The organism is Lascolabacillus massiliensis, from assembly GCF_001282625.1.
Taxonomy (GTDB): domain Bacteria; phylum Bacteroidota; class Bacteroidia; order Bacteroidales; family Dysgonomonadaceae; genus Proteiniphilum; species Proteiniphilum massiliensis.
In genome coordinates this window covers 903,896-924,619 of the sequence record NZ_CTEJ01000002.1, presented here as the reverse complement: position 1 = coordinate 924,619, position 20,724 = coordinate 903,896, and the positions used below count along the sequence as shown (strand labels likewise).

Sequence of the window (20,724 nt, the reverse complement as noted above, 5' to 3'; positions counted from 1 at the left end):
TTATCAAGTGAATAAACATGCTTAAGAATACTCACTCTCTGAAGTGTTATTTTCAGGTTTTTATTATTTTAAACTCTTTATTATTTGGTTTGTGTCTAGTTGTTTTGGTAAAGTATTTATTAAATGGCATTAATTATCTGATAAGATTCATTATTATTTTATAACAGTGCAAATAATCAAACGTTCATTTTTATTAAATAATATATTTTGAAAACATCTTGGGCTTTTATATTTGTTATCTTTGTAATAAAGTAAATCACCCTCTAAATATACATATTTTTTAGCAAAAACCTATATAAATGGAGAAACAGAAAAGGAAACCGGCGGTTAAAGTAATCGAGAAAACAGTAGTAGCACCCGATATTGGTAAATTACCACCACAGGCAAGAGAGCTTGAAGAGGCAGTACTAGGTGCGTTGATGCTTGAAAAGGATTCTTATTCAATAGTAGGTGAAATACTCAAGCCTGAAAGTTTTTATGATCCTGTTCATCAGATAATTTATGGAGCTATTCAAGGCCTATCGATGCAACAGAAACCTGTTGATGTTCTTACTGTGGTTGAGGAGCTCAAGCGGCGTGGTGAACTTGAGGCTGCTGGCGGACCTGTTTATATAGCAGAGCTTTCAGAGAAAGTTGCCTCTGCAGCTCATATCGAGTATCATGCAAGAATTATAGCACAAAAATATCTTGCACGCGAACTGATCTCATTCTCATCGGATGTTTCACAAAATGCATTTGATGAGACTGTCGATGTGGATGACCTTATGCAGGAGGCTGAAGGTAAACTGTTCGAAATATCACAGCGTAATGTAAAAAAAGATGTAATACAGATCAATCCGGTTATTAAAGAGGCAATGGAGAATATCCAGATTGCTGCAAATCGCAAGGATGGAATGAGTGGTCTCCCAACCGGATTTAAGGAATTGGACAAGCTTACATCAGGATGGCAGAATTCAGATTTGGTTATTATTGCTGCCCGTCCTGCAATGGGTAAAACGGCATTGGTGCTTTCTATGGCAAAAAACATTGCTCTTGATTATCAACAGCCGATAGCTATATTCTCACTTGAGATGTCAAATGTACAGCTGGTTAACAGGTTGATAGTAAATGTTTGTCAGATTAAAGGGGAGAGTATTAAAAGCGGTAGACTTAGTGATGATGAGTGGGAACGACTTGATAAAAACCATAAACTTCTTTATAATGCTCCTATTTATATTGATGATACACCAAGTCTTTCAGTATTTGAGCTCCGCACAAAAGCAAGACGTCTTGTACGTGAGCATAAAATCAGAGCAATCATTATTGACTACCTTCAGTTGATGAATGCAAGTGGCATGAATTTTGGCAGTCGTGAACAGGAGGTAAGTATGATATCCCGATCACTTAAAGGATTGGCAAAAGAACTCAATATTCCTATACTTGCACTATCTCAGCTTAACCGTGGTGTTGAGTCAAGGGTTGGAACAGAAGGGAAGCGACCACAGCTTTCAGACCTTCGTGAATCGGGAGCGATTGAACAGGATGCTGATATTGTATGTTTTATTCACCGACCCGAATATTATCGTATTACAGAAGATGAGATGGGTAATTCTCTGGTTGGTATAGCGGAAATAATTGTGGCAAAACATCGTAATGGTCCCACCGGTATTGCAAATATGCGTTTTGACGGTGAGTATGCTCGATTCCAGAATCTGGATGATTATGCAGTAGGCAGAAATTATGTAGAGCTACCCTCTAAAATGAATAAATCATTCAAGCCTAATGAATCGGTAGAATACAATAATTCAACAGGCAATGCACTAAGTGATGAGCCGCTGCCCTTTTAATCAACAGCCTATATTTTTAAGTATATAACTGAAAAATAGAAATATAATAGTGTTAAAATAGCTCTAATTACTGTAAAACAATTGTAACTCAGAGCGACTAGAGCTGATTTTTGAATAATATTAGTACTTTTGTGAGTGTTTTTTCAGAACAGTTTTATAATTAAGATAGATAAATAATGATTGATTCTCTTAGGTTTAGCAAATTATTGGCAATTGTAGTTCTGTTTTTATTAGGGATACAGTCTCTGAATTCTCAGGGAATGCCGTATGAAACCGTAACCGTTGATGGGAAATCATATTACAAATATAAAGTACAGCCGGGAGAGGGTTTGTATTCTATTTCCCGCACCTTTTCCGTAACTGTTGCAGATTTATTAAGAAGTAACCCCAATGCAAACCAGGGTTTGCAGAATGGACAGGAGCTACTTATACCAATAACAAATGGAAACCTTCAGTCTCAGTTCAGCACTTCCGAGAATAATTCTGTTGGATCTGTAGCTCAATCCATAGATCAGACATCACCGATAGATCAGAATAAAAATTTCAGACATACTGTTGTAAAAGGTGAGACTGTTTTCAGTATTTCGCAGATGTATAATACTACAGTGGATGAAATTTATCGACTAAATCCAGATGCAAGAGAGTCAATTTCTATAGGTCAGGTACTGATACTCCCTCAAAGAAGGGTGATCAGTGAAGTAAAGGAGGAAAACTACCGCTATCACACAATTCTACCAAAAGAGACACTCTACTCTGTATCAAGAACATATTCATTGAGACCTGAGGATGTGATTACTGCAAATCCGGGACTGACGGTGGAGACTTTCCAAATAGGAAGAACTATACGTATCCCATTTTTTGAGTCATATGAGGTGGTAATTCCATATGAAGCACAAACATCAGATCTTATTCACAAAGTAAGCAGAGGTGAAACACTTTATAGTATCTCACGACAGTATAATATCCCTGTTGGAGAAATAGAGGCTAAAAATCCAATGCTGGCTGGTGGACTAAAGACAAATATGGAGCTGATTATTCCTGTTAAAAAGAGTTCACTTGAAGGTACAACTCAAAGATTGGAAAACGAAGTAAACAGGCTGCTTGTTCAAAGAAAAGGTCCTCAAAGAGTGGATATCATTAAAGTTGGTCTTCTATTGCCGTTTCTCGACGAAGCCGGTGGTGCCCACATTCGCCTGCAGGAGTATTATGAAGGCTTCCTTTTGGCTGTTGAGGAATTGAAAAACAGAGGTACAGATCTGGAGCTTTATGTATTTGAGATTGGTAAAGGAAGTGATACAAAAAAACTTGAAAGTCTTCTTCAAACACTTGAAATGCAATCACTGAATCTGATAATAGGCGGAGTGAGTGATGCACAGATAAGAACTCTTTCAGACTTCTCAAAAGCAAATAACATAAAATATGTTGTTCCTTTTTCTCAAAGTAATGGAGAGGTGTTGAACAATGGGAATATTTTTCAGGTAAATCCTTTGCAAAAGTCAATCAACGACAATACTTCTGAGTTGTTTGTGGAGACTTTCAGAAATGCAAATATTATATTCGTAAGTGGAGGACAGAATGATAAAATGGAGTTGCTTTCTCAGATTCAGATTAATTTGAGAAATAACAATATTAGGTACGAAACTATAAGTATTACAAGCACTCTGGAGACTTCAATACTGGCTTTACTAAGCAAAACGAAAGAGAATATTATTATTCCTACCAGCGGTGACTCAAACACCTTGAGGAGAGTAATCGATGAATTGAAAAAAGTTCAGGAAACTGATTCTGAATATGTGTTCAGACTATTTGGCTATCCTGAATGGCAGACCTACTCAAATTTAATTCGTGAATATCATCATTTTGGAACATATATTTACAGTCCTTTCTTTGTAGACAATAATAACCCTGCAACAAAAGCATTTACCGAGAGGTTTCATAAATGGTATGGAAGGAACTTACTCGATACTAATCCCGGTTACGGAATGTGGGGATATGATACAGGGATGTTCTTCCTGACGGCACTGGACAGATATGGTGTTAACTTTGAACAGCAGGTTGATAACGTTCGTGTTAATACTTTGCAGTTCCCATTTAACTTTAAAAGATTAAATAACTGGGGAGGATTCATAAATTCCGGTATATATCTTATAAATTATGATACGAACGGAAGAATTGTAAAAATGGATAAAAGCAGATGAAACGAATATTATTCATCTTTCTTACGTTAGCACTACTTATCTCTGATAATCTTTTTGCTCAAAGAGATAACTTTCTGGGTGAGTTTTATTTTGGTGCAGGAGCAAGTGCACTTGCTACAAGGGTTGACTTTTTACCTTCTGTTCCTCAGACTTTGAAAATTGGAGTTTCAGGTGGTATTGCTGCAAAATATGTTTCACAGAGGAACTTAGGTTTGATTGTGGAGGCTAACTATTCACAGAGAGGATGGGAGGAGGAGTTTGATCCCGAATCGGGTTTCTCATACAACAGAACCTTAAATTATATCGAAATTCCATTTATGACACATGTCTATTTTGGTAACAAAACACGTTTTATAATAAATGCCGGTCCCCAAATTAGCTATCTTTTATCTGAAAACCATGAAATGAGTCAGGCACTTAGCGATGATATAGATGCTCGCAGAGAGGCAAATCCAGATCGTACTATAGGTTATCAATACAACCCATTTAGCGAAATGCAAAAGGTGGATTACGGTTTAGTAGGGGGAATGGGTATTGAGATTCAAACAGGTATTGGGAACTTTGATTTAGAGGGAAGATATTATTTTGGATTAGGGGATATTTTCACCAGTCGCAGAAGCGAGAATGCCTATTTCGGACGATCTGCACACCGCTTGATAGAAGGGAAACTAACTTACTACATTAAAATCCGTTAATCATTTTATTTTTTAATAATAAAAATCATTGATTGTTTTGAACAAAAACATATGAATAAATGTTCATATATTAATAAAAAGTATTTAAGACTAAAACAAGATATGGAAATTGCTGAAATGAATAAAATTGTCAGGAAAATAGATCGCTCTCAATTTGAAGAGGCTGCCTATATTCTCAAAGCTTTGGCACATGAAACCCGTCTATGTGTTATAATGCAATTGACTCAGACAGAAGAGTTGTCTGTAAGTGAGTTGCGTGAAAAAATGGACTGTGAGCAATCATTGCTTTCACATCATCTTACAGATATGCGTGCAAAAGGTATTTTAAACTGCAGGAGAGAAGGGAAGAACAGTTTTTACTCTATCAGGGATAAAAGAGTTACTAACATGCTGAAATGCATGATGAGCTGTGATGGTTCAGATGGCAACAATGATATTTCTCTGCATGGAGAATCAAATCGGAATTAATTTATTAACACGATAATTAATAATGAAAGACTTTTTTTTAAAACATTGGCTTAAAATTGCAGGGTTAGCTACAGGCGCACTTGGCGGTTATCTCTATTATTTTTATGTGGGATGTGTAACAGGAACCTGTCCTATAACCTCAAATCCTTACAGAATGATATTGTATGGGGCTATAGTAGGTTACCTGCTGTTTGATATGTTTTCAGCAGATAAGACTAAAAATAAAATGATAGAGAGCAGAAAAGATGCAGATAATAACAAAAAAAATAGTGACATATGAAAATTAATAGAAATGGTATTCTTGTTTTTACCATTGCAATAGCTGCAGTACTAGCCGGTTGCAAAAATGATAATCAAAAAAAGAATTTAAATATTTCAGAAACAAACAGTATAAACAAAGAAAATAATATGACAACAACAGCAAAAACTATTCATTTAACAAGAGCTGACTTTTTAAAGAAAGTGGCAAATTTCGAAGTAACTCCCGACAAATGGGTATATCTGGGTGATAAACCCGCAATTATTGATTTTTATGCCGACTGGTGTGGTCCATGTAAGATGATTGCACCTATACTCGAAGAACTGGCAGAGGAGTATGATGGTCAGATTTATATCTATAAAGTAGATACTGAGGCTGAACAACAGCTTGCAGCTGAATTTGGCATACGCAGTATTCCATCATTGCTTTTTGTTCCAATGGGTGAGGCGCCTCAAATGGCTCAGGGAGCACTTCCAAAAGATGCCTTCAAACAGGCTATTGAAGAGGTTTTACTTAAGAACTAATAGTATATTATTATGGAACAGATGTTTTATGAGAATAGCAGCAAATATGGTTTTGATGAAACTGTAAGCAAGCTTTCAGAGCTGATTGCTGAAGGAGGCTGGAGAGTAATACAGATTCTGGATTTACAGGAAATAATGAAAAAGAATGGTAAAGATGTTCTTCCTGTTAAGGTTATAGAGCTTTGTAATCCGGGATATGCATACCGGCTTTTGTCTGATAATAGCTTACGTCTGTACTCCAGTATGCTTCCCTGCAGAATTTCTGTATACGAAAAAGCAGATGGCTCAACCTATGTTTCACGAATGAACGCTGAGATGCTTTCTTCTCAAATAGGAGGTGTGGCTCAGAAGGTGATGACCGATGCATTTAAAGATGCGGAATTATTTATAAAGAAGGTTTCAGTAAATTAATTATATATTTTTACTATTGTAACTTTTTCGTGTTAAAGGGTGACTTATAATGTGTCACCCTTTATTTTTACATCAAACAGGTTATATTTATTAATTCAATTTTTTCAGTTAATTATATGCATATAATTAATTAAATCGTATATAAGCCGATAATAAACGGGTGACGGAGTAAGTAATATGAATATTGGCTCTTTTTTTGTACTTTTGTGCTTTAAAATCAGAGCAAAATAATGAAATCCAGAAAAGATTACGAGATAATGGCGCCCGCAGGCTCTTATGAGTCACTTATGGCAGCTATACAGGGTGGGGCAGATTCAATATACTTTGGGATTGAGGGGTTGAATATGCGCTCCAAATCTTCAAACAATTTTACTATAGATGACCTACATAATATAGCTAAGATTTGCAGAGAGAATAATCTAAAAAGTTACCTTACTGTCAACACTATCATTTATAACAATGATATGGAGCTGATGCGCAAGATTGTTGATGCTGCAAAGAAGGCCAATTTATCTGCAATAATTGCAGCAGATGTAGCTGTGCTAATGTACGCTCGCTCTATTGGTGTTGAAGTTCATTTATCGACACAACTTAATATAACAAATACAGAATCACTTAAATTTTATGCTCAATTTGCCGATGTGGTAGTTCTGGCACGTGAACTAAATCTGGATCAGGTAGCGGCAATACATAAAGATATTGTTGAACAACAGATAAAAGGTCCGGGTGGCAATCTGATTCAAATTGAGATGTTTGCTCATGGAGCACTATGTATGGCTGTATCAGGTAAATGTTACCTTAGTCTGCATGAGAAAGATCTGTCAGCAAACAGAGGGCAGTGTAATCAGATCTGCCGCAGATCCTATATTGTTAAGGATAAAACAAGCGATATTGAGCTGGAGATAGATAATGAATATATTATGTCACCTAAGGATCTGAAGACTATTCATTTCATGAATAAGATGATGGATGCCGGAGTGAGGGTATTCAAGATTGAAGGGCGTGCAAGGGGACCGGAATATGTGCGTGTCGTGACAACCTGCTACAGAGAGGCTATTGAGTCTTATTGTAGTGATACATTTACTCAGGATAAGATTGATGTGTGGAATGAGAAGCTTTCCACTGTTTTCAATCGAGGTTTCTGGGATGGTTATTATCTGGGTCAGAGGTTAGGGGAATGGACACACCGCTATGGGTCAGGAGCTACCAAGCGAAAGGTGTATGTTGGTAAAGCTGTTAAGCATTTTGGTAATCTGGGGGTTACAGAGTTTCTGGTAGAAACTCAATCTGTTAAACCAGGCGATGAACTTTTAATTACAGGACCAACAACAGGAGCAGTTTTTATAACTGCTGAAGATATACGTGTTGATTTCAACTCTGTTGAAGAGGCTGTTAAAGGTGATCATTTCTCAATTAAGACTAATGAGAAGATTCGCCCTAATGATCAGTTATATAAGATGGTAACTGCAAACAGAAGAGGGGTTGCCCACGAAAGATAGAGTGTTACATTTGTAGAAACTTTTAAGTTAATTTAAAAAAATTATTTAAGTTAATTTGAAATAATCAAAATTAGTGTAACTTTGTAATGCACAATCTTTTTATAAAATCATTATGGTTAATCAATCTGTTTTCATGAAAGTAGCTTTAGTATTATTGGCTGCTTTAGTTTTATTTGCAAGCTGCTCTAGTACTACATTAATTCAATCAAATCCAAGTGGGGCTAAAGTTTATATGAATGAAGAGTATATGGGAGTTACACCACTTTCATACTCTGATACAAAAATTGTTGGTAGTACTATATCACTGCGTATAGAGAAAGAAGGGTACGAGCCACTGTATACATACCTCACAAGAAATGAAGAGGTGGATGCAGGAGCTATTATAGGTGGTCTGCTTATTTGGGTCCCTTTCCTTTGGACAATGAAATATAAGCCAGTTCATAATTATGAACTTAAACCTCTGAATTACAATGCCTCAATTTCTGAATCGGCTTTGAGTAGTGGTGAATACTATATTTCGGGTGTACTGAAGGACTAGGATTTTATCCTAATCCTCATCTTTAAACCATCCGGAATACATCAGGTAGTTACTCGCTATCTTCTGGTTCATCTCTTTGGATTGCTCAGGATCAACCTTCTTTACAAATTTTGCAGGTACTCCGGCATATATACTGCCGGGTTCTACCTGTGTGCCACTAAGAACAACTGATCCGGCTGCAATAATTGCTCCCTCACCTATTACGGCATGATCCAGCACAATAGCTCCCATACCAATAAGAGCACCGGATTTTACTTCTGCTCCATGTATTACAACATTGTGTCCAATAGAGACATCATCCCCAATAATTGAAACTGATTTTTGATATAGTGTGTGTATTACTGTGCCGTCTTGCACGTTTACACGATCGCCAATACGAATTGAATTTACATCACCTCTCAGTACAGTATTGAACCAAATGCTGCAATCGCTGCCTATTTCAACATCTCCTATAATAGTTGCATTGTCTGCAAGATAACAGTTTTCTCCGATCTTGGGTGTGAACCCGCGAACTGATTTTATAAGTGCCATAGTTTTAAGAATGAAAAAGTCGGGTTTGTTTAAATTAAACTGATGCCCGACTTTTGACAAAATATTATTTAAACTTAAATTGGTTTGGTTTTATTTTTTAACCAGGTTTTTTCTTCTACACTCAGGTGGTTCTTTAGCTTCTTATAAACCATCTTATGGTATTTGTTGAGCCATTTTTTCTCGCACTTTGTAAGAAGTTTCTTAGAAATCGGTCTCGTGTCAATAGGACAAAGAGTGATAGTTTCAAAGTTGTAGAAAGTACCAAACTCTTCGGTTTTTCTATATTCCTGTGTTACTATCAGATTCTCGATACGTATGCCATATTGATTTGCACGGTATACACCCGGCTCATTGGAAGTAACCATGCCTGGTTTAAGAAGCGTAGGATTCTCTTCAAGGCGAATATTCTGTGGACCCTCGTGTACATTCAGGAAATGACCGATACCATGGCCTGTACCATGCCAGTAGGTCAGACAATTATTCCAAAGTGCTTTGCGGGCAAGTACATCCAGCTGTGAACCCCTGGTTCCCTCGGGAAATATTGCTGTTGCCAATGCTATATGACCTTTCAGTACATTTGTATAATCTGCTTTCATCTGCTTGGTAAGCTTGCCTGCAGCAACTGTACGGGTAATATCGGTGGTACCATCCTTATACTGTCCGCCAGAGTCGATAAGCAACAGTCCTTTAGGTTTGATAGTAAGACAATTTTCAGGAGTGGCATGATAATGAACAATAGCGCCATTGCCTGCATAGCCTGCAATAGTACCAAAACTCTCACCTACGAAATTCTCTTGCTGAGAGCGGTACTCAAGAAGCTTTTCTTCTATCATTACTTCAGTAACCTCACCTGTTGGAATAGCCTTCTCCAGCCACATGTAAAACTTTACAAGAGCTACACCATCCTTTATCATTGCATTACGGAAACCTTCAAGTTCAGTCTCATTCTTTATGCTCTTCATCAGATCAACAGGAGAGGGGACATCAACTATTTTACAGGATTCTGGTATTGTCTGAAGCAGCTTCCAGTTTATTTTATTGCCTGTAACACAAACTTTGCTATCCGCCGGAAGATTAGCTACATATTCAAATACATTGTTATAGTCGCTTATTATAATACCCTGCTCTTTATATTCTTCAGCAATCTCTTCACTAATTTTATCCGGATCTACAAACAATACTGTTTCGTTTTCCGATACATATGCATAAGCCACTGCAACAGGGTTGTATTCAACATCATTGCCCCTCATATTGAAGGTCCATGCTACAGCATCAAGCGTTACGATAATAATACCATCAGCCTCAAGCTTTTTAAGTTCAGCATTAATTCGCTCTATTTTACTCTTAACAGACTCGCCCGCTACTTCAACTGGCAGCGTGAATATATGGTTCTGGGGTATCTCAGGTCTGTCAGTTCTGATAACAGAAAAGGGATCAAATTCAGTGTTCAGATTTATATTTTTGCTGTCTAGTTTTGATTTTAATGATTTTGCATCAGATGAGGCATAAACCAAACCATCAATGCCAACTGTGCCCCCACTACCAACTTGCTCAATGATCCAATCAGTCATATCAGGTGTTTCCGGCTGTCCCATTTTAAATAGATCAAACCCGGTATCTTTTAGTTCTTCAGCAGCCTGAATGAAATAGCGGGAGTCGGTCCATACTCCAGCTTTCTCTTTTGTTACAACAGCAGTTCCGGCTGACCCGGTAAAGCCACTTATCCATTTTCTGGATTCCCAGTATTTTGGAGGATATTCGCTAAGATGAGCGTCTGTACTTGGGATGATAAATGCATCCAGATTTTTCTCAGTCATGAACTGACGCATGGCTTCGAGTCTTGCAGGGATTTCGTTTGTTTTCATTTTGTCTTGATTTAACTCATAAAACAGCAAATATACTAAATTGTTCTTATATTTGAATCTGAAAAAAGAGGTATAACTATTGCACAATGTTTACGTAGTGCTAAATATTTTAAGAATGAAAACGAAAATAAAACTCTCTAATATGAAATTCCACTCTCATCATGGGGTTTTATCACAAGAGACAATAATAGGAGCAAGTTATGAAGTGAATGTTCTTATTGAGGCAGATCTGACTAAAGCATATGATTCTGATAATGTAGAAGATACTATAAATTATGCAGATGTTTATGATCTGATTAAAGCTGAGATGAGCATACCATCTAAGCTGCTGGAGCATATTGCTGGTCGTATTTACAATAAAATTTCAAACCAATATCCTGAAATTATATCTCTTGAGGTTTCTGTTGCTAAATTGAATCCACCTGTAGATGGTGAGATGGATAAGTCTGAGATAGTGATTAGTAATTAACCTGTAACTTCGAACTTTTTAATATCTTTGCATAAAATTTCTACTAATGGGAGATGATTTCGATAACATAACGATTTCTGAAGATTTGCCACAGAATGGACATCTGATGCTGCGCACAGAGAATCTGGTTAAGAAGTATGGTAAAAGAACTGTTGTTAGTCATGTTTCTATCAATGTGAAACAGGGCGAGATTGTTGGTCTGCTGGGTCCAAACGGTGCAGGCAAAACCACTACTTTCTATATGACTGTGGGATTGATTGTTCCCAATGAAGGAGAGATTTTTATTGGAAAGGATAATATTACGAAATTCCCGGTATATAAACGAGCACAGAAGGGTATAGGGTACCTTGCTCAGGAGGCTTCCATATTCAGGAAAATGAGTGTTGAGGATAACATAAAATCGGTGCTTGAATTTACCGATAAATCAGCAAAGGAGAAGGAAGAAAAGCTGGAGAGTCTGATTGCTGAGTTTGGACTGGAGAAGGTTCGTAAGAATCAGGGTGACAGGCTTTCGGGTGGGGAACGCAGACGTGCAGAGATTGCGCGTTGTCTTGCAATTGATCCTAAATTTATAATGCTGGATGAACCTTTCGCAGGTATCGACCCGATTGCTGTTCAGGATATTCAATCTATAGTGGCTCAGCTTAAATATAAAAATATCGGTATTCTGATTACCGACCATAATGTTGATGAAACATTGAGTATTACTGACAGGGCTTATCTTTTGTTTGAGGGTAAAGTACTGTTTCAGGGAACTGCAGAGGAGCTGGCAGCAAATCCTATTGTAAGGGAGAAATATTTAGGGCGTGACTTTGAGTTGCGGAGGCGAACTTTCGATACTCCTTAATTGTTTATGGCTAGATTGTTATCAATTGATTATGGTAAAAAACGAACAGGTATTGCAGTTAGCGATCCTCTTCAGATTATTGCAAATGGACTGACTACTGTAGAGACTTCCAAATTGTTTGAATTCCTGGAGGAGTATTTGAAAAAAGAGGAGGTTGAGTGTATAGTAGTGGGTCTTCCAAAACAGATGAACAATGAGCCATCTGAAAATATGAGACGGGTAGAACCGTTTGTAAACCGTTTAAGAAAACAGTATCCCAACATCCCGGTGGAATATTACGATGAGCGTTTTTCTTCTAAACTTGCTCATCAAGCTATGATTCAGGGGGGATTAAAAAAAAGGGATCGTCAAAATAAAGAGTTAGTAGATGAAATTAGTGCTACCATTATCCTTCAGGGATATATGGAGAGTAAAAGAAAATTATTATGATATTACCAATATACATTTATGGTCATCCTGTTCTGAGAAAGATAACTAAGGATATTGACCCGGAGACATACCCAAAATTGAATGAGCTAATAGAAAACATGTTCGAAACTATGTATAACGCCGAAGGTGTGGGACTTGCAGGTCCTCAAATTGGACTGGAAGACAGGATCTTTGTCGTTGATTTATCTCCTTTGGCTGATGATGATCACCCTGAATTCGATGATTTCAAAAAGGTGTTCATAAATGCACATATCACTGAACGTTCTGGAGATATAGAGATAGTTGAAGAGGGATGTTTAAGTATTCCGGGCATTCATGAAAAGGTTCCACGTGAGGATGAGATAAGAATTAAATATCTTGATGAAAATCTGCAGCCTCACTATGAAGTTTACAGTGGTTATATGGCACGTGTTATTCAGCACGAGTATGATCATCTTGATGGTATCCTGTTTACCGATAAGATATCATTGCTTCGAAGAAGGATGATTAAGGGCAAGCTTGCAAACTTGGAAAAAGGAAGAGTTAATTGCGATTACAGAGTTAAAACTGTAAGATAAGTAAATTAAGTGTAGATTAACTGTTGCCAGTTAATCTACCTGCTGCCTTATTATCAATAAACCAGATTAGATTACCAGACTCCGGTTGCACCAATGCAGCCGGATATTTTTTTTCTGATTCTAAAGGATTCTCGATTATCTCCTTGATTTTATCAGCTTTGTTTTCACCGGTTACTAAAAAAGCTACATTGTCAGCTGCATTAATAACTCTGCCTGTAATGCTTACCCGCTTTTGACCCGATTCCGGATGTGTTGCTACTACGCAGTTCCTGCTGCTGTTCCATAGCTCTATCTCATGTGGAAAAATGGATGCTGTGTGACCATCATCACCCATACCAAGAATAATAATATCGAAAACTGGTATATTATCCACAACTTTAATATTTTGATTTAAGAGGTCGCTATATTCATATGCTTCACTTGAAGGGCTGTTTTCGCCTTTGATACGGAAGATATTTTCCTTTGGGATGTTTACCTTATTGAACAGATGATCATTTGTCATTTTATAGTTGCTTTGATCGTCTGAAGGAGGCACGCAACGCTCATCACCCCAAAAGAATTTTATTTTTGTCCATTCTATCTCACCTTCGGGCAATTCAGACCAGTAGTTGAATAGCGACTTTGGTGTAGATCCTCCCGAAAGTGCTACGGTTATACTCTTTTTCTTTTTTAATATCTCTTGCAGCCACTCTGTAAAAGACTGGTTTAATTCCTTTAAAGATTCAAATATCTGTATATCCATTATTAATATATATAGTAATCTTCCTATTTTATAATTCACAATAAACGCCATCCTCAGCAAGATTCTTGCATGGATAACGCCATGTGCTCTCTTTTCCCTCAATAAGATCATCTGCTACATCTGGTCCCCACGAACCAGATGGGTACCCATGAAGAGGTGCATCCTCATCATTTTCCCAATAGTCGAGTATGGGCTGAACAAATTTCCAAGTCTCTTCTACAGCTTCTCCCTGCATATAGAGCATGTTGTCACCAGACATACAGTCGAGTATCAATCTTTCATATGCACTAGGTATATAGTGATTATTTAGCTCAGAATAGTGAAAATCCATATTTACAGATTTAACCTCATACCCATTGCCAGGCACTTTCATTCCTGTTTTAAGCAATATCCCTTCGTCCGGCTGAATTCTTAGAATCAGCTGATTATCTGAGTGTGTGGACTCATCTTCCAACTTAAAAAGTTTTTGAGGTGAGGGCCTGAAATGAATAACTACTTCTGATACGTTTGTCGGTAATCTTTTTCCACTGCGAATATAGAATGGAACACCCTCCCAGCGCCAGTTGTCAATAAAGATCTTCATGGCAGCATAAGTTTCTGTTCTTGACTGCGGATCAACATTCAGCTCATCTCTGTAACTCTTGTAATGTTTACCTCTTACTGTTGCTTCTGTATATTGCCCGCGAATAACGTTTTTTTTCAGGTCGCTCTTGCTGAATGGTCGAAGTGATCGAAATACTTTCATCTTCTCATATCTGATATCCTCAGCAGTTATTTTTGCCGGAGGTTCCATTGCAATCAGTGAAAGAACCTGAAGGAGATGATTCTGTATCATATCACGTAATGCGCCGGCACCATCATAATATCCTCCTCTGCCTTCAACGCCAAGACTTTCTGCTGCTGTTATCTCTACATGTTTAATAAAGTTCCTGTTCCAGAGTGGTTCATATATTCCATTGGCAAATCTTGTGACCATTAGATTTTGAACTGTCTCTTTACCAAGATAATGATCAATCCTGTAAATCTGATCCTCGTCAAAGAATTCCAGTAATTGGTTGTTTAATTCAACAGCCGACTTCAGATCGTGTCCGAACGGTTTCTCAATGATTAGCCTGCGGAACCCTTTTTGCTGTATAGTAAGTCCATGTCCATACAGATATTTCGGTATAGTACTGTATAGAGCTGGTGGTGTAGAGAGATAAAATATATAGTTTTGTCCCAGATTAAATTTTTTATTCAGTTTGTCAAGCTTTTCCTTTACCCGGCCATACTCTTCTCCTTTATCAGTATCAATACTCAGATAGAATAGTTTTGAAAGAAATCCATCAAGTTTTTCATTAGTAGTATCTTTATAACGGGCAAACTGTCGGATACCTTCCTTCATTTTCTTACGGAACTTATCATTCGTAAACGGAGTGCGGCTCACTCCCAATACGGCATAACCTTCGGGCAGTGAATCATTCATATATAGATCAAACACTGCAGGAATAAGCTTGCGATATGTCAAATCGCCCGAAGCACCAAAAATAACAAGTGCTTGGTTGGTTTTCTTTTTCATCATTTAAATACATCTTGGATATATTGAAAGAACAAATTTAACAGGAAAAAGTTGATCGCGCTTTTTTTTAAGAAAAATCATCATAAACTACATAAGCTTTTCATAATTATAGATTTGTGGATAAGATATTTTATTGTATCTTTGCACCTCGAAAAACCGAGAAATTTTATTTAAAACATTAATAGTTAATTAAGTATGAATAATTACGAAACCGTTTTCATTTTAACTCCCGTTTTATCTGATGTTCAGATGAAGGAGACGGTTGAAAAATTCAAGAACCTCCTTACAGAGCAAGGAGCCGAGATTGTGAATGAAGAAGATTGGGGCCTGCGCAAACTTGCCTACAATATCGACAAGAAAACAACCGGATTTTACACTTTTCTTGAATTCAAAGCTGACCCTTCAGTGATCGAAAAACTGGAAATCAATTTCCGTCGTGATGAGCGCGTAATCCGTTTCCTTACTGTGAAACAAGATAAGTTCGCTTATGAGTATGCACTCAAAAGAAGAAACAATAAAGGCGGAAAGAAAAAGGAGGCTGACCCTTCTTCAGCAGAAAGCAAAAAAAGGAAAGATCATGTTCAGGTTTCTGAGTCAGAGCAGCCTGAATTAACCATTAACGAAATGGAGGATTAAGAGATGGCTAAACAATCGGAAATAAGATATTTAACACCACTTTCGGTGGATGTAAAGAAAAAGAAATATTGCCGTTTCAAAAAGAACGGAATAAAATATATCGATTATAAGGATCCTGAGTTTCTAAAGAAATTCCTGAATGAACAGGGTAAAATTTTACCAAGAAGAATCACAGGAACATCTTTGAAATTCCAGCGTCGTGTGGCTCAAGCAGTGAAGAGAGCTCGTCATATTGCTCTACTTCCATATGTAACCGATTTAATGAAATAAAGGAGGAAATAGAAATGGAAGTAATATTAAAAGAAGATATACTTAACCTTGGATACAAGGATGATATAGTGAATGTGAAAAAGGGTTATGCCCGCAATTATCTCATTCCTCAGGGTAAGGCAATTATCGCGAACGAATCTGCTAAGAAAGTTTTAGCTGAAAACCAGAAACAACGTGCACACAAGCTTGCTCAGATTAAAGCTGATGCTCAGGCTGTAGCAGACAAAATGGAGGGTGTTACACTAACAATTGGAGCCAAAACCAGCTCAACTGGTACAATCTTTGGTTCTGTAACAAATATCCAGATTGCTGATGCATTACAAGAAAAAGGTTTCGAAGTTGATCGCAAACTTATCCAGATTAAAGATCAGGTAAAAGAAGTAGGTAACTACACAGCTGTAGTTAAATTACATAAAGAGGTATCAGTAGAAGTTCCATTTGAAGTGGTAGCTGAATAATAGAACCTTTATAGAAACTTAAGAACCTCGGTATATATTAATATACCGGGGTTTTTTTATTGTTAATTATTAAAATACGCTCCTGGCTACCAGATGTTATAATATAAAATATAAATCAATAAATATCTTACATAATATTACTTTTGAGACTTAAATAAACATTATATGTAAATTTACGTTATATGAGACAGAATAATTAGACTTGGTTGTAAAAAAAGAAAATCTTTTTTTTTAAAATAAATGGGGGGAGATGAAATTATAATTAGAAAATCTCTGCTATATGCTTCTGTAATCATAGTGGTCCTGCTCCTGTTTCTATTATTGTTTTTCTTTTTTGCTTTTTTGAAGATTATTAAAGACAATAGAAAGTTGAGTGATCTGATTGATAAACGATCAGTTTTTTTCAGGAATATTACTCATGAGTTTCGTACTCCTATAACTGTAATTCTCGGGTTGAACAGTGAGTTGAAAACAGCGGATAGCCTAAGCTCAAAGGAGTCTAAATCATTTATGGATGCAATTGAACGGCAAGGGCAGCAAATGCTTAAGCTGGTAAATCAATTATTGAATATGTCCAAAATAAATGCAAGTAAGGACTTGATTCGATGGGAGAAAGGAAATATAATACCATATCTTGAGATGGTTATCGATTCAATCAGTATATATGCAAAGAAAAAAGAACAGTCAATAACCTTCACGAGTAATCAGCCAGAAATAACCATGAATTTTGTCCCTGAATATTTCCAGAATATACTTCAGAACCTATTGTCAAATGCTATTAAATTCAGTCCCTCGAATAGTATCATAAGGGTTTCAGTTAAATTAGACAAAGAGCAGTTTATTTTAGAAGTAGCTGATCAGGGAATTGGGATATCCAAAGAACATCAAAAAAAACTATTTGACCTATTTTATCAAGTATCAAAATCAGATTCAAATAATGGCACTGGTATAGGTTTAAGCTACACTAAGCAGTTAGTTGAAGCCATGAAAGGGAACATAGAAGTTGAAAGTGAGGTGAATGCCGGATCAGTATTCAAAGTCACTATACCTATTCAGAATAGCGAGCCAGAAAAGATAACTGTTGTCGATAAAAGCAACACAGATAGTCCTGACCTGTTCAAAAAAGCACTTCAGCATATAATAATGCCTAAGGAAATATCTGAGGATAACTCTAATACAAAAATACTATTGATTGAAGATAACAGAGATGTTGTACTTTATCTAAGATCGATGCTGGAAAACCGATATGAGGTGGTTGTAGAGGAAGATGGTGTCAAAGGATTGGATGTAGCCCATAACATGATACCTGATATAATTATCTCTGATATAGTTATGCCTAATAAAGATGGATTATCCCTATGCAAGGATATTAGAGATTCAGCACTTATTAATCATATTCCTATTATACTTATAACAGCTAAAAGTACTGTAGACGATCGAATAAAGGGTTTGCAGTATGGTGCGGATGCATATATCATGAAGCCTTTTACTTCAAATGAGCTAATGGCTCAGATAGATGCCTTACTGGGGAACAGGCGACTCCTGAAGGAAAAATATATGCATTCAATTTTAAAGGGTGAGAAACCACAAACTGTTGATTTAAATCTAAGTTTCCTACAAAGAGTCACCGATATTGTTTATTCAGAGATGCACAAGCCCGACTTCACTGTAGTATCTCTTGCCGAGAGACTTTCTCTCAGCACTTCTCAGCTAAACAGGAAATTGACTGCAATTGCAGGTTACTCTCCATCAAATTTTATAAGCAGATTACGTATCGAGTACGCAAAAAAGATGTTAGAAAATGGAGATATGCCCATAGGATCTATTGCAGAAGAGTGTGGATATTATGATATAGCCTATTTTTCCCGCACATTCAAAAAAATAACCAAAGTTTCCCCCTCACAATATCGTCGCCTTCACAGTTAGTGAAAACTTATTTGCACACCTAACAATCACACATATAATATTATAGCGTTTCATTTGCAATAAAAAGACAAATATTTTAATTGTTAATGCGTTAGAATTACAAAAACTGGCTGTAAAAATCCTAACACTTTTTTTCTGTAAATATTACATTTGATCGTCACATATTAACATCAACATTTTAAAAATTACAGGTATGAAAGTGTCAAAATTATTCAGCTTTATAGTAATTTCATGTGCTTTTTTGGCAATAACTAGTTGTGAAGATGAGGAAGGACCTTTAGGTCCCGGTGAAGTGATAGGTCAGCCTCAAGATATAGACCTGGATGAAATTAAAGATTTCCTGAAGGATAACAATCTAAATAAAGAAGATGCTTTATCAAAGAACCCTGAAAAGATTAGATCAACCGTTAGCCTGTCTGAAGATGGAGCCCTTGTTTTTAATTATGGTGAAATGATTTTAGTTGGAATTCAGGAGTTGGTTATGCCTGATATATCCAAGGAGACTATCGACAACAGTATTTTATTAGCATATTACAACCCAACAGATGAAGAAGAAACAGCCTGGCATCAAATGCCAGGCATAAGTTCTTCCGGATTGTTTAAAATCATAACATACTTCTATCAAAGAGGTTCTGATTACTCATTTATAATTAAAACTATTTCAGCTTCAGGAGTATCCTCACAAGCGGGAATTGCTGTAAGAGGGGTGAAAATATTAGTTACTCCCAAGGATTATAACAGTATTAACTTACTTGTCTGAAGCATACCATTTTTTTACAAAACCAGTTAATCGATAAACTAATTAACCTGATTCAAAATCTCAACAGTATCCTTTGCAATGGTAAGTTCCTCGTCAGTTGGAATTATCAATACTTTCACCTTTGAAGTGGGTTTACTTATAACTACTTCTTTAGCTCTAACCGAATCATTTAACTCTTCATCTAGTTCGATTCCCATATATTCCATGTTCTCACAAACAGCCTTACGTGCACTTGCCTGGTTTTCTCCAACTCCACCTGTAAATACAAGAATATCAACACCACCAAGGGCTGCTGCATAAGAACCAACATATTTCTTAATCCTGTAGCAGTAGGTTTTTAAAGCCATTATAGCTCTTTTGTTACCACCTTCAATTGCCTCTTCTATCTCTCTCATATCAGATGATACACCTGAGATACCCAGCATACCGGAAAACTTATTTAAAAGGGTTGATATCCCTTTAGTTCCCATATTCTCTTTTTCCATAATGTAAGAGATAACGCCCGGGTCAATATCACCGGAGCGAGTACCCATGATCAGGCCTTCCACAGGAGTCATTCCCATACTGGTATCAATTGATTTACCATTCTTGATTGCTGTAACAGAACCACCATTACCTATATGAGCAGTTATTATTCTTTGATCCTCATACGGTACACCTAAGAACTCACATGCGCGACGGGAAACATAGCGGTGACTAGTACCATGAAATCCATAACGCCTGATTCCATATTTTTCATAAAGAGAATAGGGTAAACCATACATATATGCATAGTCAGGCATAGTTTGATGAAAAGCAGTGTCAAAAACACCCACCTGTGGTGTGCCCGGCAGAAGCTCCTGAATGGCATATATACCTTTAAGATTAGGTGGATTGTGCAGAGGTGCAAGCTCAATACACTCATTGAGCATATCAATAACCTCATCTGTAATAAGTACACTTGAGTTGAAGCGTTCACCTCCATGGACCACTCTGTGACCCACAGCTTTAATCTCATCGATTGTTTTTATGCAGCCATATTTCTCACTTAACAGTACTCCCAGAATATATTCTATTCCTGCACGATGTTCAAGAATTTCTCCTTCGAGCATAACTTTTTGTCCATCAGGCAGTGTCAGCTTCAGGAAAGAACCTTTCATACCAATCTTTTCTATACCGCCCTGAGCTATCACTTCCTTACTCTCCATTTCGAAAAGTTTATACTTTATGGAAGAACTGCCGCAATTTAAAACCAATATCTTCATTTTAGTCTTTGTTT

General features: G+C 36.9%; 22 protein-coding genes and 1 pseudogene. 18 read left to right on the top strand and 5 right to left on the bottom strand.

What is annotated here, in order from left to right:
• The first annotated feature begins 299 nt into the window (after positions 1-299).
• The 9 genes from dnaB (at position 300) to BN1354_RS08600 (ending at position 8,418) form a co-directional block, all read left to right on the top strand.
• Complete coding sequence (dnaB, locus tag BN1354_RS08640) at positions 300-1,826, top strand: replicative DNA helicase (protein ID WP_045088852.1); 1,527 nt, start codon at positions 300-302, stop codon at positions 1,824-1,826.
• Between the two features lie 176 nt (positions 1,827-2,002).
• Entirely contained in the window at positions 2,003-4,024 is a 2,022-nt protein-coding gene (locus BN1354_RS08635; RefSeq protein WP_053826856.1) for an amino acid ABC transporter substrate-binding protein, read from the top strand.
• The gene (locus BN1354_RS08630; RefSeq protein ID WP_045088853.1) at positions 4,021-4,719 is read left to right on the top strand and encodes a porin family protein; all 699 of its coding nucleotides are present in this window, start codon (positions 4,021-4,023) and stop codon (positions 4,717-4,719) included. Before BN1354_RS08635 ends, BN1354_RS08630 begins: the two co-directional genes overlap by 4 nt.
• 51 nt (positions 4,720-4,770) lie before the next feature.
• A complete protein-coding gene (locus BN1354_RS08625; protein WP_082331562.1) occupies positions 4,771-5,187 on the top strand; it encodes an ArsR/SmtB family transcription factor in 417 nt (138 codons plus the stop codon).
• Between the two features lie 22 nt (positions 5,188-5,209).
• Positions 5,210-5,467, top strand: coding sequence for a DUF6132 family protein (locus BN1354_RS08620; protein ID WP_154904844.1), 258 nt, complete (start codon positions 5,210-5,212; stop codon positions 5,465-5,467).
• Positions 5,464-5,970 (top strand): thioredoxin, encoded by a 507-nt coding sequence (gene trxA, locus BN1354_RS08615; RefSeq protein ID WP_053826855.1) that lies wholly within the window; start codon positions 5,464-5,466, stop codon positions 5,968-5,970. The genes BN1354_RS08620 and trxA overlap by 4 nt, the downstream gene beginning before the upstream one ends.
• 12 nt (positions 5,971-5,982) lie before the next feature.
• Complete coding sequence (locus BN1354_RS08610; protein ID WP_053826854.1) at positions 5,983-6,381, top strand: DUF302 domain-containing protein; 399 nt, start codon at positions 5,983-5,985, stop codon at positions 6,379-6,381.
• A 230-nt stretch (positions 6,382-6,611) separates the two neighbouring features.
• Positions 6,612-7,880 (top strand): peptidase U32 family protein, encoded by a 1,269-nt coding sequence (locus tag BN1354_RS08605; protein WP_197272047.1) that lies wholly within the window; start codon positions 6,612-6,614, stop codon positions 7,878-7,880.
• Positions 7,881-8,013: 133 nt separating this feature from the next.
• The gene (locus BN1354_RS08600) at positions 8,014-8,418 is read left to right on the top strand and encodes a PEGA domain-containing protein (protein WP_082331588.1); all 405 of its coding nucleotides are present in this window, start codon (positions 8,014-8,016) and stop codon (positions 8,416-8,418) included.
• Between the two features lie 9 nt (positions 8,419-8,427).
• Here BN1354_RS08600 and BN1354_RS08595 read toward each other — a convergent pair whose 3' ends face one another.
• Positions 8,428-8,949 carry a gamma carbonic anhydrase family protein gene (locus BN1354_RS08595; RefSeq protein ID WP_053826852.1) on the bottom strand — a complete coding sequence of 174 codons (522 nt, stop codon included), beginning with the start codon at positions 8,947-8,949 and terminating at the stop codon, positions 8,428-8,430.
• Between the two features lie 74 nt (positions 8,950-9,023).
• The gene (locus BN1354_RS08590) at positions 9,024-10,814 is read right to left on the bottom strand and encodes an aminopeptidase P family protein (protein WP_053826851.1); all 1,791 of its coding nucleotides are present in this window, start codon (positions 10,812-10,814) and stop codon (positions 9,024-9,026) included.
• 115 nt (positions 10,815-10,929) lie between these two features.
• On the opposite strand from BN1354_RS08590, the gene folB reads away from it, so the two are divergent.
• From folB to def, 4 genes are read left to right on the top strand one after another with little or no spacing between them, the layout of a single operon-like run.
• Positions 10,930-11,283: a dihydroneopterin aldolase gene (gene folB, locus BN1354_RS08585; protein ID WP_053826850.1), complete on the top strand. Its 354-nt coding sequence runs from the start codon at positions 10,930-10,932 to the stop codon at positions 11,281-11,283.
• Positions 11,284-11,329: 46 nt separating this feature from the next.
• Positions 11,330-12,130 (top strand): LPS export ABC transporter ATP-binding protein, encoded by an 801-nt coding sequence (gene lptB, locus BN1354_RS08580; protein ID WP_082331561.1) that lies wholly within the window; start codon positions 11,330-11,332, stop codon positions 12,128-12,130.
• A gap of 6 nt (positions 12,131-12,136) precedes the next feature.
• On the top strand, positions 12,137-12,559 hold the full coding sequence (ruvX, locus tag BN1354_RS08575) for a Holliday junction resolvase RuvX (protein ID WP_045088860.1): 423 nt from the start codon (positions 12,137-12,139) through the stop codon (positions 12,557-12,559).
• Complete coding sequence (gene def / locus BN1354_RS08570) at positions 12,556-13,116, top strand: peptide deformylase (RefSeq protein WP_053826849.1); 561 nt, start codon at positions 12,556-12,558, stop codon at positions 13,114-13,116. Before ruvX ends, def begins: the two co-directional genes overlap by 4 nt.
• 16 nt (positions 13,117-13,132) lie before the next feature.
• On the opposite strand, the gene pgl is transcribed toward def, so the two are convergent.
• Positions 13,133-13,858, bottom strand: coding sequence for a 6-phosphogluconolactonase (gene pgl / locus BN1354_RS08565; protein WP_197272046.1), 726 nt, complete (start codon positions 13,856-13,858; stop codon positions 13,133-13,135).
• A 28-nt stretch (positions 13,859-13,886) separates the two neighbouring features.
• On the bottom strand, positions 13,887-15,416 hold the full coding sequence (gene zwf, locus BN1354_RS08560; protein ID WP_045090744.1) for a glucose-6-phosphate dehydrogenase: 1,530 nt from the start codon (positions 15,414-15,416) through the stop codon (positions 13,887-13,889).
• A 195-nt stretch (positions 15,417-15,611) separates the two neighbouring features.
• Here zwf and rpsF point away from each other — a divergent pair.
• The 5 genes and pseudogenes from rpsF to BN1354_RS08535 form a co-directional block, all read left to right on the top strand.
• Positions 15,612-15,953: pseudogene (gene rpsF, locus BN1354_RS08555) on the top strand (30S ribosomal protein S6); the annotation flags it as partial.
• 102 nt (positions 15,954-16,055) lie between these two features.
• Positions 16,056-16,322 carry a 30S ribosomal protein S18 gene (rpsR, locus tag BN1354_RS08550; RefSeq protein WP_045088863.1) on the top strand — a complete coding sequence of 89 codons (267 nt, stop codon included), beginning with the start codon at positions 16,056-16,058 and terminating at the stop codon, positions 16,320-16,322.
• 14 nt (positions 16,323-16,336) lie between these two features.
• The gene (gene rplI / locus BN1354_RS08545; RefSeq protein ID WP_045088864.1) at positions 16,337-16,780 is read left to right on the top strand and encodes a 50S ribosomal protein L9; all 444 of its coding nucleotides are present in this window, start codon (positions 16,337-16,339) and stop codon (positions 16,778-16,780) included.
• 240 nt (positions 16,781-17,020) lie between these two features.
• The gene (locus tag BN1354_RS08540; protein WP_053826847.1) at positions 17,021-18,706 is read left to right on the top strand and encodes a hybrid sensor histidine kinase/response regulator transcription factor; all 1,686 of its coding nucleotides are present in this window, start codon (positions 17,021-17,023) and stop codon (positions 18,704-18,706) included.
• A 193-nt stretch (positions 18,707-18,899) separates the two neighbouring features.
• Entirely contained in the window at positions 18,900-19,466 is a 567-nt protein-coding gene (locus BN1354_RS08535; protein ID WP_045088867.1) for a hypothetical protein, read from the top strand.
• 38 nt (positions 19,467-19,504) lie between these two features.
• Here BN1354_RS08535 and BN1354_RS08530 read toward each other — a convergent pair whose 3' ends face one another.
• The gene (locus tag BN1354_RS08530) at positions 19,505-20,710 is read right to left on the bottom strand and encodes an acetate/propionate family kinase (RefSeq protein ID WP_053826846.1); all 1,206 of its coding nucleotides are present in this window, start codon (positions 20,708-20,710) and stop codon (positions 19,505-19,507) included.
• Positions 20,711-20,724 lie beyond the last annotated feature (14 nt).